The sequence below is a fragment of the Paracoccus albicereus genome (genome assembly GCF_024359525.1).
Taxonomy (GTDB): domain Bacteria; phylum Pseudomonadota; class Alphaproteobacteria; order Rhodobacterales; family Rhodobacteraceae; genus Paracoccus; species Paracoccus albicereus.
Window position 1 is genome coordinate 388740 of record NZ_JAKZEU010000001.1, and the last position, 14806, is coordinate 403545.

Consider the following 14806-nt stretch of genomic DNA (forward strand, 5'->3'; position numbering starts at 1 on the left):
GGCGGTAAACGAGGACCGCTGATGACCCTGATCCTTGCCTATCTTGCCGGACTGCTGACGCTGATAAATCCTTGCGTGCTGCCGGTCCTGCCCATCGTGCTGGCCTCGGCCGCATCGAAACATCGGCTGGGCCCGGTGGCGCTGGCCGGGGGTATGAGCGCCTCGTTCGTGCTGTTCGGCATCGGTATCGCAGCGCTCGGGCGTGCCATCGGGCTGAGCGGTGAGGGGCTGACGCAGATCGCAGCCTTGGCGATGATCGCCTTTGGCGCGGCCCTGCTGCTGCCGCAGGCTGGCACGCTGTTTCAGACCGCGACGGCAGGACTTGCCGCGCGGGCCGATGCCGGGATCGACCGTACCGCAGATGCAGGGCTGGGCGGGCAGGCCGTCGCCGGGGCACTGCTTGGTGCAGCGTGGAGCCCTTGCATCGGCCCGACGCTCGGGGGCGCGATCGCGCTGGCGAGCCAGGGCGAAAGCCTGCTGTGGGCCTCGGCTATCATGCTCGCCTTCGCCGCTGGCGTGTCCACCCTGATCCTTGCGCTGGCCTTCGGCGCGCGAGGCATCCTGATGCGCAACCGCGCCCGTGCGCAGGCCTTCGCCCAACGTGCCCGCCCCGCGATGGGCCTGGTTTTCATCGGTGTCGGCGTGGCGATGCTGTCCGGCCTGATGCGGATGATCGAGACATTCGCCGTTCAGAACCTGCCGATCTGGCTGCAGGACCTTTCCGTTTCCCTCTGACCCTGACAGGAGCCAAAGATGAACCTTCTTGCCTTCACGGCCGCCATCGCCGTCTCGCTCGCAGCACCCCTCCCCGTCGTTGCCGAAGAGGTGCCGGGCGTCGCCTACACGCCCGAGGCACTGCAATCCGCGCTGGCGGACGGTCAGACCGTGCTGCTCGACTTCAAGGCCAGCTGGTGCCCGACTTGCGCCGCGCAGGGTCGGGTCATCAACGCGCTGCGCGCCGAAAACCCGGCCTATGATGAGCAGATTACGTTCATGATCGCCGATTGGGACGAATGGGGGAAAAGCCAGATCGTCACCGACATGAACGTGCCGCGCCGGTCGACCCTGATTGTGCTGAAGGGTAATCAGGAACTGGGCCGCGTCGTCGCGGCCACGTCCGAAGACGACATCAAGGCGCTTCTGGACCGCGCGCTGGAAGGCTAGGTCCGGGCCACCGCATCCCGCTCGGCCGCCTTCTTCGCGGCCGGGCGATCCGCACAGCGCGCGACCCAATCGTCGATCGCCGGAGTGGACTTCATCTGATCGCCGAACCAGACGAAGGGGCCTGCACACAGCAGATCGGCGGCGCTGTAATCCTGTCCCAGCAGATAGGGCTGTTTCGACAGACCCTCATCCAGCCGTTGCAGTGCCGTGTCGTAATCACGAAGACCCGCATGGATCGCCGGATGATCGACCTCGGCCCAGGACAGGATCACGACCGGCTCGAACACGCCCTGATACCATGACAGCCACGACAGGTAACGTCCGCGCTGCGGATCGCCCACCTCGCGGCCCAGCGAACTGTCGAAGCGGTCGGTCAGGTACAGGATGATGGCGCTGCGTTCGCGCACGAAATCGTCGCCGTCGGTGAGGTAGGGCACCTTGCCTTCGGGATGGGGATTGTTCGGGTCGCGCCCGCCTGTCCCATCCTGACGAGGGATCTCGACCTGCTCGATCGCCAGTTGGTCCGCGATTCCCATTTCCTCGATCAGCTGCAGGATGCTGGTCGAGCGGCTCATCGGCGAGTGGTACAGTGTCAGCATCGCTTGTCTCCTTCGATGTGGCTGGCCATCATCTTGCACAGGAACGCTGACAGAAGGTGACAGCATGGCCCGCACCGACCGGCTGATGCGGCTGATGGACCGGATGCGTCGTCACCGCGGCCCCGTCACCGCCGCCACTCTGGCCGAAGATACCGGCGTTTCCCTGCGGCAGCTTTATCGCGATATCGCCACGCTGCGCGCCGGCGGCGCATTGATCGACGGTGAGGCGGGTCTGGGCTACACGCTGACCGAAGACCCGGCCCTGCCACCGCAAAGCTTTTCACGGCTGGAGATCGAGGCGCTGCATCTGGCGGTTCAATCGCTGGGGCGGATCGGCGATGCGGAACTGACCGACGCTGGCCAGGCGGCCTTGGCGCGGATTATCGCGACGCTGCCGGAACGCCAGTCGCAGCAGGCGCTGCACGCGATCATGCACAGTTTCACGCAGCCGCCCGACCGCGATTCGCCCCGGATCGACCTGTCGCGTCTGCGCGCCGCCTGCTGGAACGAGGAAGAGGTCGAGATCACCTATACCGATCTTTCGGACCGGCAGACGGTCCGCACGATCTGGCCGCTGGGATTGTCCGTGACCGAACGCACGCTGATGCTGTTGGCGCATTGTCGGCTGCGGATGGATTTCCGGGTCTTCCACGTTCACCGGATCGCCGCCATGCGGCCGACCGGCGGGTCATTCCGTCCGCACCGTGCTGCGCTGGCGCGCGAATACCGCAGCCTGCAACGCCACGAACACGGAACATCACCGGACGCGACGGGTTGATCTGCACGACCCGCGTTGATTTTCACGAAATGTTCCGCATATTCCCCTGATGCGCGCCGACCAGATTCTGCACCCCACTGATGCGGGCCTCTATTGCCCGCCGGGCGATTTCTTTATCGATCCGGTGCGCCCGGTCGAACGTGCGCTGATCACCCATGCCCACGGCGATCATGCACGTTCTGGTCACGGATCAGTCATGGCGACTCGCGAAACGCTCGAGATCATGGCGATCCGCTATGGCGAGGATTTCACCGCCACGCGGCAGGTGGCGGACGGAGAGATCACCGTCGGCGACACTCGGGTCAGCTTCCATCCGGCGGGTCACATCCTCGGCTCGGCGCAGATCGCGATCACACCGACGGCGGGACCGAAGATCGTCGTCTCGGGCGATTACTGCCGCCGAGCGAACCCGGTCTGCGCACCCTACGAACCGGTGCCCTGCGACATCTTCGTGACCGAGGCAACTTTCGGCCTGCCGGTCTTCAAACATCCCGATCCGGCGAGCGAGATGGCGCGCCTGCTGAAAAGCATGGCCGAATTTCCCGACCGCCATCACCTGATCGGCGCTTATGCGCTTGGCAAGGCGCAGCGCCTCATTATGCTGGCGCGCGAGGCCGGTATCGAGGGCCCGATCGCTATCCATGGCGCGCTGCAGCGGCTGTGCGATTACCACATCGAGCAGGGCATCGATCTGGGCGAGTTGATCCCCGCCACGGCGAAGGACGTACCCGCGCAGCTGGTGATCGCGCCACCCTCGGCTTTCGCCTCGGCCTGGGTGCAGCGGTTCCGCGATCCGGTGATCGGCTTCGCCTCGGGCTGGATGCAGGTCCGCGCCCGCGCCCGTCAGCGCGGGGTCGAACTGCCACTGGTGGTCAGCGACCATGTCGATTGGCCGCAGGTCACGCAGACGATCCGCGAACTGGCCCCGTCCGAGGTCTGGATCACCCACGGCACCGAGGACGGGCTGATGCGCTGGTGCGAGTTGCACCAGATCCCCGCCCGCCCGCTGCGGCTTGTCGGTTACGAGGACGAGCCGGAATGAAGGGATTTGCGAACCTTCTGGAACGGCTGGCCTTTACGCCGGCGCGCAACGCAAAGCTGCAGATCCTGCGTCATTATCTGGATGAGACGCCAGACCCCGATCGCGGCTATGCGCTGGCCGCGCTGACCGGCGATCTGAAGCTGCGGACCGTCACGCCCAGCCTGCTGCGCGGGCTGATGGCGGAACGCGTGGACGACCAGCTTCTGGCGCTTTCCTACGATTTCGTCGGCGATCTGGCGGAAACCATCGCGCTGCTGTGGGAGGCCGAGACCGACGAGGACGTCCCGCTGCGCGATGCTGTCGCGCTGCTGTCGGACACCGGCAAGGCCGGTTTGCCCGCGGCGATCAGCGCAATGCTGGACCGTTTGGGCGCGTCCGAACGGCTGGCGTTCCTGAAGCTTGCCACTGGCAACATGCGCGTGGGACTTTCAGCGCGGATGGCGCGGATGGCGCTGGCGCAGATGGGCCAGCCCGAGGTCGCCGATATCGAGGAGATCTGGCACGGGCTGCGCGCGCCCTACCAGCCGCTTTTCGACTGGATCGCTGGCGGCGAGCGACCCGAACACGCGGCGAAGGCGCCGTTCCGCCCGGTCATGCTGTCGACCCCGGTCGATCTGGACCAGCTTCAGGCCTTTGACCCGGCCGAATACATGGCGGAATGGAAATGGGATGGCATCCGCGTCCAGGCGATCAACGATGACGGCGTGCGGCGGCTGTATTCCCGCACGGGCGAGGATATCAGCGGCAGCTTTCCCGACGTGATCGAGGCGCTGAATTTCGAGGGCGCGGCCGACGGCGAGTTGCTGGTCCGCCGCGACGACGAGGTCGCCGTCTTCGGCGATCTGCAGAAGCGCCTGAACCGCAAGACCATCAGCAAGACCATGCTCGATAGCCACCCCGCCGGGCTGCGCGTCTATGACCTGATGATCTGGCAGGGGCAGGACCTGCGCGAATTGCCTTTTGCCGAACGCCGCGCGGTATTGGAAGGCGCCGATTTCGGCAGCGAGAGGATCGACGTCTCGCCGCTTCTCGACTTCACCACTTGGGACGATCTGGCGGCGTTGCGCGCCGATCCGCCCAGCACTGTGATCGAAGGCGTGATGATCAAGCGCCGCGACAGCGCCTATGTCGGCGGCCGCCCGCGTGGGCCGTGGTTCAAGTGGAAGCGCGATCCGATGGTGGTCGACGCCGTGCTGCTTTACGCGCAGCGCGGCCACGGCAAGCGCAGCGGCTTTTACAGCGATTTCACCTTCGGGCTGTGGGACGACAAGGATCTGGTGCCCGTGGGCAAGGCCTATTTCGGCTTCACCGATGAGGAATTGCGCGAACTCGACCGCTTCGTGCGCAACAACACGGTGGACCGCTTCGGCCCCGTCCGGGCGCTGAAGCCGAGCCTCGTCCTGGAAGTCGCCTTCGAGGGGTTGAACGAATCCGGCCGCCACAAGTCCGGCGTCGCCATGCGCTTTCCCCGCATCAGTCGTATCCGCTGGGACAAGCCCGCGGCCGAGGCCGACCACCTGGCGACGCTGAAGGACATGCTGCCGTGAGCCTGCCCAAAGCCTTCCAGGACTGGTTCGCCACCCAGGGATGGGAGCCGCATCCCCACCAGCTCGCGCTGCTGGGCGCGCAAGGCGACAGCCTGCTGATCGCGCCGACCGGCGGCGGCAAGACGCTGGCGGGCTTCCTGCCCAGCCTCGTCGATCTGGCGCGCGGCGACCGGCCGAAGGGGCTGCACACGCTCTACGTCTCGCCCTTGAAGGCATTGACGGCGGACATCGCGCGCAACCTCGCCCTCCCGGTCGCGGAACTGGGCCTGGACATCCGCATCGAGGACCGGACGGGCGATACCAAGGGCAGCCAGCGCGCGCGCCAGAAGGTCGATCCGCCCGACATCCTGCTGACCACGCCCGAAAGCCTGGCGCTGATGCTGTCCTACGAACAGGCGCCCGCGATCTTCGGTGGTGTGCGCCGCGTGGTTCTGGATGAGTTGCACGCGCTGGCCGAGAACAAGCGCGGCGACCAACTGATGCTGGGCCTGTCGCGGCTGCGCGCGCTGTCGCCGGACTTGTCGGCCATCGGCCTGTCGGCGACGGTCGAGGATCCGCAGGCACTGGCGGATTTCATGGGCGGCGCCACGATCATCAACGCCGATCCCGGTCCCGATCCGGACATCGCGATGCTGCCCACCGCCCGCCCCGCGCCCTGGGCCGGCGGCAATGGCCATTACGCCGTGCCCGAGGTCCTCGACCAGATACGGCAGGCCAACACGACCATCGTCTTCATCAACACCCGCGCGCAGGCGGAGCTGTATTTCCAGCAGCTCTGGGCCGCGAACGAGGAGAACCTGCCCATCGGCTTGCATCACGGCAGCCTCTCGCGCGAGGCCCGTCAGCGGGTCGAGGCCGCGATGGCGGCGGGCGAACTGCGCGCGGTCGTGGCGACGGGCAGCCTTGATCTGGGGATCGACTGGGGCGCCGTCGATCTGGTCATTCAGGTCGGCGCGCCGAAGAACGTGAAGCGCCTGGTCCAGCGCATCGGGCGCGCCAATCACCGCTACAACGCGCCAAGCCGCGCGCGGATCGTCCCGGCGAACCGGTTCGAGGTCATCGAATGCGTCGCCGCGCTGGAAGCCGTGGCAGAACGTGATCTGGACGGCGATCCGCGCGGTCCGGGACCGTTGGACGTCCTGTGCCAGCACATCCTGCTGACCGCCTGCGCCGGGCCGTTTTCGGCCGATGCGCTCTATGCCGAGGTGACGGCGGTCGGCCCCTACCGTTCGCTATCCCGTGCCGCCTTCGACGATTGCCTGGAATTCGCGGCGACCGGCGGCTATGCGCTGCGCGCCTATGACCGCTGGCAGCGGTTGATGGAACGGGACAGGTTGTGGTTCCTGCGCGACCCGCGCGCGGCCCGGCTGATCCGCATGAACATCGGCACGATCATCGACCCGGAAACGCTGAAGGTCCGCTTCAAGGGTCGCGGCGGCCCGCTGCTGGGCGAGGTCGAGGAGGGCTTCGCCGCGACGCTGGTCCCTGGCGACACATTCCTGATCGGTGGCCAGACCGTGCGCTATGAAGGCCTGCGTGAACTGACGCTCGAGGTGGTGCCGAACCCCCACAAGGAACCGCGCATCGCTACCTTCAACGGGCTGAAGCTCGCGACCTCGACCCAGTTGTCGCAACGGGTGCAGGCGCTGATCGGCGATCCGTCCGAATGGGACGTGCTGCCGCCGGACAGTCGCGACTGGCTGGCACTGCAGGCGGAACAATCCGCGTTGCCGGTACCGGGAACGCTGTTGTCTGAAAGCTTCCGCTACGACGGGCGCTGGCACTTCGCGCTGTATGGGTTCGCCGGCCGCAACGCGCTGCAAACACTGGGCCTGCTGCTGACCCGCACGATGGAGGTCGCGGGGCTGGGGCCGCTGGGATTCCTCGCCACCGATTACGCGCTGCTGATCTGGTCGGTCGATCCGGTCGAGGACCCCGCCCCGCTGCTGGACCGCGCGTCGCTGCGCGAGGGTCTGGGCGATTGGCTGCAGGGCAACGCGGTGATGAAGCGCAGCTTCCGGAACGTCGCGATCATCGCCGGTCTGATCCAGCGCAACATGCCGGGCAGCCGGTCCACCGGGAAACAGGCGACCTTTTCCAGCGACATCCTTTACGACACGCTGCGCAAATACGATCCCGATCACCTGCTGCTGCGCATCACGGCCGACGAGGCGCAGCGCGGGCTGGTCGATTTCGGCCGGATCGACGAGATGCTGGACCGCTCACCGCGCCTGCAGCACGTGATGCTGGACCGCGTCTCGCCGCTTGCGGCACCGCTGATGCTGGAAATGGGCCGGGTGCGCATCGACGGACAGGGAAGGATGCGGCTGGCCGAGGAAGAGGCTGCCGCCATGATGGCCGAAGCCGGCATCGATCTTGGTGCAGAGCCGGCAGAGGTCGCTCGGCTCGCCGGCATCGGTGACGGCGTGAACCGGCCCGCGACCGGCCTTCGCGATCGCAAGCGCGACCGGCCGGCCCGATCAGGCGACGTTCCGCCGCGGCGCGCGCCGCGTCCGGCCACGGTGCCGCGCTCGCGATGACGGGCTTCGCCTTCCGATTTTCGGGCCATGTGCTGCAGGCCCGCCCCTCCGGCGCGCTGCATTGGCCCGAGCGTGACTGGCTGATCGTGGCCGACCTGCATCTGGGCAAGTCAGAGCGCATGGCACGCCGGGGCGGTGCCCTGCTGCCACCCTATGAGGTTCAGGCGACGCTGGAACGGCTGGAAGACGAAATCTCCGCCACCCGCCCCGAGGTGATTGTCAGCCTTGGGGACGGGTTCGACGACGACGCAGCGGGACGAGCGCTACCCGATGCGATCTGCGACCGATTGCACGCAATGGCGCATGGCCGGAAATGGCTCTGGATCAGCGGCAACCATGATCCCGGCCCGCCCTGCGCGCGTATGCCCGGCACCAATCATGCCGAGGTCGAGGACGATCTGATCCTGCGACATGAGGCGGCAAGCGGGCCCGACATATCTGGCCATTTCCATCCCTGCATCAGACTGGGGGGCGCCAGACGGCGCGCATTCCTGATCGGGCGCGACCACCTCATCCTACCCGCTTTCGGTGCGTATACCGGCGGGTTGCCGGTCGACTCGCCAGCCCTGACTTCCTTGGTTCCCGCAGGCCTGGCCGTCGCCTGCGCAGACCGCGCGATACCGGTTCCGATCATGCCCCGCCTTCGGGCTTAAAAGGAAGGGTCGTCATGTCAGACCTGTGCGCTGCGCTAAGACATCCGGACGCATAAAAAAGGCCGGCGCGCGCAGCGGCCGGCCTGTCTTGCGCTGTTCGCAGCGATCAGAAGCTGAAGTTCAGCCCAAGGCTGACATTGTGATGCTCGGGCGTGGCGATCGTCTCGATCGTCGTTTCACCATCGGTGAAGTCGACGTCGGTCCGGCCGAAATCACGATATTCGTAGGCTGCGGTCAGCGACATGCGGTTGCTCAGCTTGCGCTCGACACCCAAGCCCAGCGAATAGCCCGTCGCGTTGTAGCTTTCGGTGGCGCTGTCGCCGTCGCTGGCAAGCGTTACATCAAAGTCGCCGCGAACGACACCGGCAGAGCCGAAGAGCATCGTCTGATCGTTCAGCAGATAGCCGGTCTTGAAGCGCAGCGAGAGGATGTTGTTCACCTCGGTCGACGCCGTCACGCCGGTCGAAACCGCGCTGGCGGTCAGGTCAATTTCATCGTCGACATTGCCGAATTCTACCCCGAGTTCCGGGCCGAAAACCAGACGATCGCGCTGCCAGCGATAGCCGGCATGAACCCCGGCGGTCGCGCCCGAAAGCTCCAGATTGCCCAGTTCGGTTCCGCGAGCCGTCGTCACGCCGTCTTCGACCACGTCCAGACCGACTTCATCGTCCCCGCTGAAACTGTAACCAAGCGAACCGCCGGCGTATCCGCCCGCCCAATTCGAAGCAGGTTCCATCTGGACTTCAGGCGCGACGATCGGCGCGGTTGCCACGACGGGCGCAGTATATCCGCCAGCATTTGCGGCCTGCGTTGCCATCAGGGCAAGTCCGGCCACGACGGATGAGGTTTTCAGCGTGCTTGGCATAGGTCACTCCAGCATTGATAGGCCGACGCCGGCAGAGCGCCGATAATCAGTCTGAAACTAGATCATTCGCGCCGAACCAAGCAATGCCGCAGGTCTTTTGATTTGTTTGTTTTGTATCCTTTTTGCGCTGACGCGACAAAAAGGGCACAAATATCGCGCCCGACTTGCCCGTCAGGTATCCAGGTTTTCGACGTTCAATGCGTTCTGCTGAATGAATTCACGCCGCGGCTCGACCACATCGCCCATCAGTTTGGTGAACAAATCCTCGGCGTCGGCCACATCCTCGATTCGCACCTGCAGCATCGTGCGCACAACCGGATCCAGCGTGGTTTCCCACAACTGATCGGGGTTCATTTCGCCCAGACCCTTGTAGCGTTGAAGGGACAGACCCTTTTCGCCTTCGAGGAAGATTGCCGACAGCAAGTCCAGCGGCCCGTTGATCGGGATGCCACGGTCCTTGCGTACCAGCCGTGCGGGCTGGCCATAGATATCCTGCAGCACCTGGGTCATCTCGCCCAGCCGACGGCTTTCTCCGCTGCGCAGCATCGGGCCATCCAGCAAACGGCTTTCCTCGACGCCACGCAACACACGCGCAACCCGAATACCGCCGTCCTGCGTGGGCCGACCGGTCCAGCCCCGCTCATATTCCTCGGCCACCAGATCCAGTCGCTGGGCCACCGCGGATGCGACCCCCTGTGCGTCCTGATCGATCCTTCCCGGCAGAAGCGCGCCGGCGATTGCGGCCTGTTCGGTGATATGGGCCGGATAATGCGTCGGATAGGCGCGCAGAATCCGCCGTGCCGCCCTTGCCTCCTCGACCACCCGGGCAAGATCGTTTCCGGTGATTTCTTCACCGGAATCCAAGCGTAACGTCGCACCGTCGACACCTTGCTGGATCAGATAATCCTCCAGCGCGGCTTCGTTTTTCAAATAGACCTCGGACCGCCCCCGGCCGACCTTATAAAGCGGCGGCTGCGCGATATAGAGATGGCCCGCCTCGATCAGATCGGGCATCTGTCGGAAGAAGAATGTCAGCAGCAGCGTGCGGATATGCGCGCCGTCCACGTCGGCATCCGTCATGATAACGATCTTGTGGTAACGCAGCTTGTTCAGGTTGAATTCGTCGCGCCCGATCCCCGTGCCCAGTGCGGTGATCAACGTGCCGATCTGATCGCTCGACAGCATCCGGTCGAATCGCGCCCGTTCGACGTTCAGAATCTTGCCGCGAAGCGGCAGCACCGCCTGGTTCTGGCGCGACCGGCCCTGCTTGGCCGAACCGCCCGCCGAGTCACCCTCGACGATGAACAGCTCGCTGAGCGCCGGGTCCTTTTCCTGACAATCCGCCAGCTTGCCGGGCAGCGAGGCCACGTCCATCACCGACTTGCGCCGGGTCAGCTCGCGCGCCTTGCGCGCCGCCTCGCGGGCCAGGGCGGCTTCGATGATCTTTCCGATGATCTGCTTGGCTTCCGCCGGGTTTTCCTCGAACCACTCGCCCAGCTTCTCCCCCACCAGCCCTTCGACCGCGGGACGCACTTCGGACGAGACCAGCTTGTCCTTGGTCTGGCTGGAGAATTTCGGATCGGGCACCTTGACGGACAGCACGCAGGTCAACCCTTCGCGGGCGTCATCGCCGGTGAAGTCGACCTTTTCGCGTTTCGCGATACCGCTGTCCTGCGCGTATTTCTGGATCACCCGCGTCAGCGCGCCGCGAAAGCCCGCCATGTGCGTGCCGCCGTCTCGCTGCGGGATGTTGTTGGTGAAGGGCAGCACCGTCTCATGGTAGCTGTCGTTCCACCACATCGCGACCTCGACGCCGATGCCGCCACGCTCGCCTGTCATGAAGATCGGCTCTGGCAGGACGGCCTGCTTGCTGCGGTCGAGATATTTGACGAATTCGCGCACACCGCCTTCGTAGAACAGCTCTGTCCGAAGCGGTTCGGCCGGCCGGTCGTCTTCCAGGATGATCTTCACGCCGCTGTTCAGAAAGGCCAGTTCCCGCAGCCGGTTTTCCAGCGTCTTGAAGCTGTAGTCGAGATTGCTGAACGTCCCGTTCGGGTCCAGCTGCCGGTTCGAGGCGAGGAACCGCACCTCCGTCCCCGATTGACCGGGCGCATCCTCCACCACGCGCAGATGCTCGACGGTATCGCCATGCTCGAACCGGGCGTAATGCTCCTTGCCGTTGCGCCAGACGCGCAGTTCCAGCCAGTCGGAAAGCGCGTTGACAACCGACACGCCGACGCCATGCAACCCGCCCGAAACCTTGTAGCTGTTCTGGTCGAATTTCCCGCCGGCATGAAGCTGGGTCATGATGACCTCGGCCGCACTGACGCCCTCGGACGGATGCATGTCGACCGGGATGCCGCGACCGTTGTCGCGGACCGAGACGCTGTTGTCGGCGTGGATCTTCACCCGGACATAATCGGCGTGACCGGCGAGCGCCTCGTCGATCCCGTTGTCCACGACCTCGTAGACCATGTGATGCAGGCCCGACCCGTCGTCGGTATCGCCAATATACATCCCGGGGCGCTTGCGCACCGCCTCCAGCCCCTTGAGAACCTTGATGGAATCCGCGCCGTAGGCGTTGCTTTGCGCAGCGGTCTCGTTCATGCGTATCTGATCCTGTTTGCTTGCCCATGATATAGTGTCCCGGGCCGGGATTGTCACGGGAAAGGCACAGGATATCGGGGCTTTGGGCGGGATCGGGCCCGTCTTCGCAAGGGCTCAGTCGGCGACCAGGGCCGACACGCCGATGGCAAGCCCGACGGCGATCAGAAGCCCGCCCGAGGTCAGCGACATCAGCCGCATCCCGCGCGGCGTCGCCAGCCGCGCCCGTGCCGCCGAGACCATTGCCCCCATCGCCATGTTCAGCGCGAAGGGGATCGCCGCCGACATCACGACGATCACAGCTATGTCGCCGCCCGTCAGGTGGCGCAGATCGAAGAAGCCCGGCAAGACGCCCACGTAGAACAGGGCAGCCTTGGGGTTGCCCGCGATCGCCAGCAGACCCGCGCTGAAGCCCGCCCAGCCGCCGGCACGGGTCAGGCGGCGGTCGGTCTCGATCGGCTGGCGCGCGTGGCGGATCAGGGCTGCGCCCATGAGGATGAACACCGCCGCCGCGACCCAGCGCAGCGCATGGATCAGCGCCGCGCTGTCCTCGACCAGGAGGGACAGGCCAAAAATCGCGACCAGCGGCCAGATCGCATCGCCGATGGCGACGCCCAGCGCCAGGGGCCAGATACCGCTGAAGCCGTGGGACAGGGCGCGAGCCATGATCGCGACCCAGACCGGGCCGGGGGTCAGCCAGATCGCGACCATGGCGCCCGCGTAAAGCCAGATCGCCTCGGCACTGACGGTCATGCGACCTCCTCCAGCCGCGAAACCCCGTCCTCGCGTGCGACCGACAGCATCCGCGCACGATCGGCCGCCGCCTTGAACAACTCGGCCCCGGTTCCGGTCATGAAGGCCTGCGCGCGCATCGCCACGATCTCGTCGTAAAGCAGCGCACGGCGGTCGGCATCCAGATGCGCCGCCACTTCGTCCAGCAGCAGAAGCGGTCGCTCTGCCGCAAGCGCGCGCGCATTGGCCAGGATCATCGACAGAAGCAGTGCCTTCTGCTCACCGGTCGATGCCAGCGCGGCGGGCATGTCACCCGGACCCCAGATCGCGCCCAGATCGGCGCGATGCGGCCCGGACAGGCTGCGTCCGGCCGCCAGATCGCGGGCGCGCATGTCGGCCAGACGCGCGGCGATGGTGCTGGCATGGGGGTCGTCGGCATGGCCTTCGCCCGGCAGCAATTCCAGATGGGCGGCGGGAAACACCGTGGCACGGGCGCGCTGTGCCTTGGTGATCGCGGCCAGCGCGGCCAGGCGGTTGCGGGTAATGATCGCACCGGATTCCGCCATCCGCGCCTCGACCGCACGGTACCAGCCCAGATCACCAACCTGATCGCGCAGCAGACGGTTACGTTCCCGCATCGCCTTTTCGTAGGCCAGCGATGCCTCGGCATGGTCTGGATGCAGGCTCAGCGTCACGCGGTCCAGAAAGCGCCGCCGCGCCTCGGGACTGTCGGTCCACAGCCGATCCATTGCGGGAACCAGCCAGATCACCCTCGTCAGCCTGCCCAGCGCTGTCTGCGGGGCCGTCTTGTCGTCGATGGTGACACTGCGCGTCTCGCCGGGCAGTGCAGCGGTCTCGACCGGGCGGTCCCCGATCTGCGCCCGGATGCGCCAGCCCGCGCCGGCATCCTGCCGCGCCTGTTCGGCGGCCTGCGCCCCCCGCAGACCGCGGCCAGGCGCCAGCATCGACACGGCTTCCAAGATGTTGGTCTTGCCCGATCCGTTCGGCCCGAAAATCGCAACGGGGCGTTCGTCCAGCGTCAGATCGAGCCGTCGCCAGGACCGGAATTGCGCAAGGGAAAGCTGGCTGAGCGTCACACCCGCATCGGCATGACGACATAGACGGCGCTGGTATCGCCGCCCTCGCGGATCAATGCCGCATCGCCGGACCCGTTGAACAGGAACACCGCATTCTCGCGGTCCACCTGGCTGGCGATTTCCTGCAGGTACTTGGCGTTGAAGCCGATCTCCAGCGGCTCGTCGGCATAGGCCACGGCCAGTTCCTCGTCGGCGGCACCGGCATCCGGCGCGTTGACGGACAGGACCAGCCGATCTTCGTCAAGCGCCAGCTTGACCGCACGCGAGCGTTCGGAGCTGACGGTCGCCACGCGGTCCACCGCACGCGCCAGATCGGTCGCGTCGACTTCAAGCTTTCGGGAATTTCCGTTCGGAATCACACGCGCATAATCGGGGAATGTGCCGTCGATCACCTTGCTGGTCAGCGTGATGTCGGCCGTCGCGAAGCGCACCTTGGTTTCACTGACCGAGACTGCGATCGCCGCGTCGTCGTCTTCCAGAAGCTTGCGCAATTCGGCCACCGTCTTGCGCGGCACGATGACGCCCGGCATCTCTTCGGCACCATCCGGAAGCGGCGCATCGATCCGCGCCAGCCGATGGCCGTCGGTCGCCACGCAACGCAGGACGGGCCCATCTTCCGACTTCGCGACATGCATGTAGACGCCGTTCAGGTAATAGCGCGTCTCTTCGGTCGAGATCGCGAATTTCGACTTGTCGAACAGGCGCCGCAATTCGGCCGCCTTGGCGCTGAAATTTGCGGTATATTCGGTCGTCGCCATGACCGGGAAATCTTCGCGCGGCAGCGTGGCGAGGCTGAAGTTCGATCGCCCTGCCTGGACGGTCAGCCGCGCGGTCGAGGGATCGGCACTGATGCTGACCAGTGCGCCGTCCGGAAGCTTTCGTGCGATCTCGTTCAGCATCATCGCGCTGACCGTGGTGGCGCCGGGGCGTTCGACCTGCGCGGGGGCGCGGTCCACGACCTCGGTGTCCAGATCTGTCGCGCGAAAGCTGACGCCGTCGGGTGTCGCCTCGATCAGGACGTTGGCCAAGATCGGGATCGTGTTGCGCCGCTCGACCACCGATTGCGCCTGATTGACGGCCTTTACCAGCACCGCGCGTTCGATCGAAAGTTTCATCAGCGTTCCCTCATCGCCCGCTACAGGTGTCGGCCCCGGAGCGCCTTGTTAACCGCCCGAAGGCTTGCTC

13 protein-coding genes are annotated in these 14806 nt (G+C 65.8%); 7 read left to right on the plus strand and 6 right to left on the minus strand.

What is annotated here, in order from left to right; all coding sequences use genetic code 11:
• Positions 1-21 precede the first annotated feature (21 nt).
• Together MLD63_RS01980 and MLD63_RS01985 are read left to right on the plus strand one after the other, a co-directional pair.
• Positions 22-735 carry a cytochrome c biogenesis CcdA family protein gene (locus tag MLD63_RS01980; RefSeq protein WP_255328158.1) on the plus strand — a complete coding sequence of 238 codons (714 nt, stop codon included), beginning with the start codon at positions 22-24 and terminating at the stop codon, positions 733-735.
• 18 nt (positions 736-753) lie between these two features.
• Positions 754-1164 (plus strand): thioredoxin family protein, encoded by a 411-nt coding sequence (locus MLD63_RS01985; protein ID WP_255328159.1) that lies wholly within the window; start codon positions 754-756, stop codon positions 1162-1164.
• On the opposite strand, the gene MLD63_RS01990 is transcribed toward MLD63_RS01985, so the two are convergent.
• On the minus strand, positions 1161-1763 hold the full coding sequence (locus MLD63_RS01990) for a glutathione S-transferase family protein (RefSeq protein WP_255328160.1): 603 nt from the start codon (positions 1761-1763) through the stop codon (positions 1161-1163). The genes MLD63_RS01985 and MLD63_RS01990 overlap by 4 nt on opposite strands.
• Positions 1764-1827: 64 nt before the next feature.
• Between MLD63_RS01990 and MLD63_RS01995 the strand changes: the two genes are divergently transcribed.
• Genes MLD63_RS01995 through pdeM form a run of 5 tightly spaced genes read left to right on the plus strand, consistent with a single transcriptional unit; the run spans position 1828 to position 8323 of the window.
• The gene (locus MLD63_RS01995; RefSeq protein ID WP_255328161.1) at positions 1828-2541 is read left to right on the plus strand and encodes a helix-turn-helix transcriptional regulator; all 714 of its coding nucleotides are present in this window, start codon (positions 1828-1830) and stop codon (positions 2539-2541) included.
• A gap of 49 nt (positions 2542-2590) precedes the next feature.
• The gene (locus MLD63_RS02000; RefSeq protein ID WP_255328162.1) at positions 2591-3583 is read left to right on the plus strand and encodes a ligase-associated DNA damage response exonuclease; all 993 of its coding nucleotides are present in this window, start codon (positions 2591-2593) and stop codon (positions 3581-3583) included.
• Positions 3580-5130, plus strand: a complete 1551-nt coding sequence (locus MLD63_RS02005) for a cisplatin damage response ATP-dependent DNA ligase (RefSeq protein WP_255328163.1) — start codon at positions 3580-3582, stop codon at positions 5128-5130. Before MLD63_RS02000 ends, MLD63_RS02005 begins: the two co-directional genes overlap by 4 nt.
• Complete coding sequence (locus MLD63_RS02010; protein WP_255328164.1) at positions 5127-7670, plus strand: ligase-associated DNA damage response DEXH box helicase; 2544 nt, start codon at positions 5127-5129, stop codon at positions 7668-7670. Before MLD63_RS02005 ends, MLD63_RS02010 begins: the two co-directional genes overlap by 4 nt.
• A complete protein-coding gene (gene pdeM, locus MLD63_RS02015) occupies positions 7667-8323 on the plus strand; it encodes a ligase-associated DNA damage response endonuclease PdeM (protein ID WP_255328165.1) in 657 nt (218 codons plus the stop codon). Before MLD63_RS02010 ends, pdeM begins: the two co-directional genes overlap by 4 nt.
• Before the next feature lie 106 nt (positions 8324-8429).
• Here pdeM and MLD63_RS02020 read toward each other — a convergent pair whose 3' ends face one another.
• From MLD63_RS02020 to dnaN, 5 genes are all read right to left on the minus strand, one after another.
• Positions 8430-9188 (minus strand): outer membrane protein, encoded by a 759-nt coding sequence (locus MLD63_RS02020; RefSeq protein ID WP_255328166.1) that lies wholly within the window; start codon positions 9186-9188, stop codon positions 8430-8432.
• A 171-nt stretch (positions 9189-9359) separates the two neighbouring features.
• Entirely contained in the window at positions 9360-11795 is a 2436-nt protein-coding gene (gene gyrB / locus MLD63_RS02025) for a DNA topoisomerase (ATP-hydrolyzing) subunit B (RefSeq protein ID WP_255328167.1), read from the minus strand.
• Positions 11796-11909: 114 nt separating this feature from the next.
• Complete coding sequence (locus tag MLD63_RS02030) at positions 11910-12545, minus strand: LysE family translocator (RefSeq protein ID WP_255328168.1); 636 nt, start codon at positions 12543-12545, stop codon at positions 11910-11912.
• The gene (gene recF / locus MLD63_RS02035; RefSeq protein ID WP_255328169.1) at positions 12542-13621 is read right to left on the minus strand and encodes a DNA replication/repair protein RecF; all 1080 of its coding nucleotides are present in this window, start codon (positions 13619-13621) and stop codon (positions 12542-12544) included. The genes MLD63_RS02030 and recF overlap by 4 nt, the downstream gene beginning before the upstream one ends.
• Entirely contained in the window at positions 13618-14736 is a 1119-nt protein-coding gene (gene dnaN, locus MLD63_RS02040) for a DNA polymerase III subunit beta (protein WP_255328170.1), read from the minus strand. The genes recF and dnaN overlap by 4 nt, the downstream gene beginning before the upstream one ends.
• Positions 14737-14806 lie beyond the last annotated feature (70 nt).

Coding starts and splice junctions, on each gene's coding strand:
- MLD63_RS01980 (WP_255328158.1), top strand. CDS start 22: ATGACCCTGATCCTTGCCTATCTTGCCGGACTGCTGACGCTGATAAAT.
- MLD63_RS01985 (WP_255328159.1), top strand. CDS start 754: ATGAACCTTCTTGCCTTCACGGCCGCCATCGCCGTCTCGCTCGCAGCA.
- MLD63_RS01990 (WP_255328160.1), bottom strand. CDS start 1,763: ATGCTGACACTGTACCACTCGCCGATGAGCCGCTCGACCAGCATCCTG.
- MLD63_RS01995 (WP_255328161.1), top strand. CDS start 1,828: ATGGCCCGCACCGACCGGCTGATGCGGCTGATGGACCGGATGCGTCGT.
- MLD63_RS02000 (WP_255328162.1), top strand. CDS start 2,591: ATGCGCGCCGACCAGATTCTGCACCCCACTGATGCGGGCCTCTATTGC.
- MLD63_RS02005 (WP_255328163.1), top strand. CDS start 3,580: ATGAAGGGATTTGCGAACCTTCTGGAACGGCTGGCCTTTACGCCGGCG.
- pdeM (WP_255328165.1), top strand. CDS start 7,667: ATGACGGGCTTCGCCTTCCGATTTTCGGGCCATGTGCTGCAGGCCCGC.
- MLD63_RS02020 (WP_255328166.1), bottom strand. CDS start 9,188: ATGCCAAGCACGCTGAAAACCTCATCCGTCGTGGCCGGACTTGCCCTG.
- gyrB (WP_255328167.1), bottom strand. CDS start 11,795: ATGAACGAGACCGCTGCGCAAAGCAACGCCTACGGCGCGGATTCCATC.
- MLD63_RS02030 (WP_255328168.1), bottom strand. CDS start 12,545: ATGACCGTCAGTGCCGAGGCGATCTGGCTTTACGCGGGCGCCATGGTC.
- dnaN (WP_255328170.1), bottom strand. CDS start 14,736: ATGAAACTTTCGATCGAACGCGCGGTGCTGGTAAAGGCCGTCAATCAG.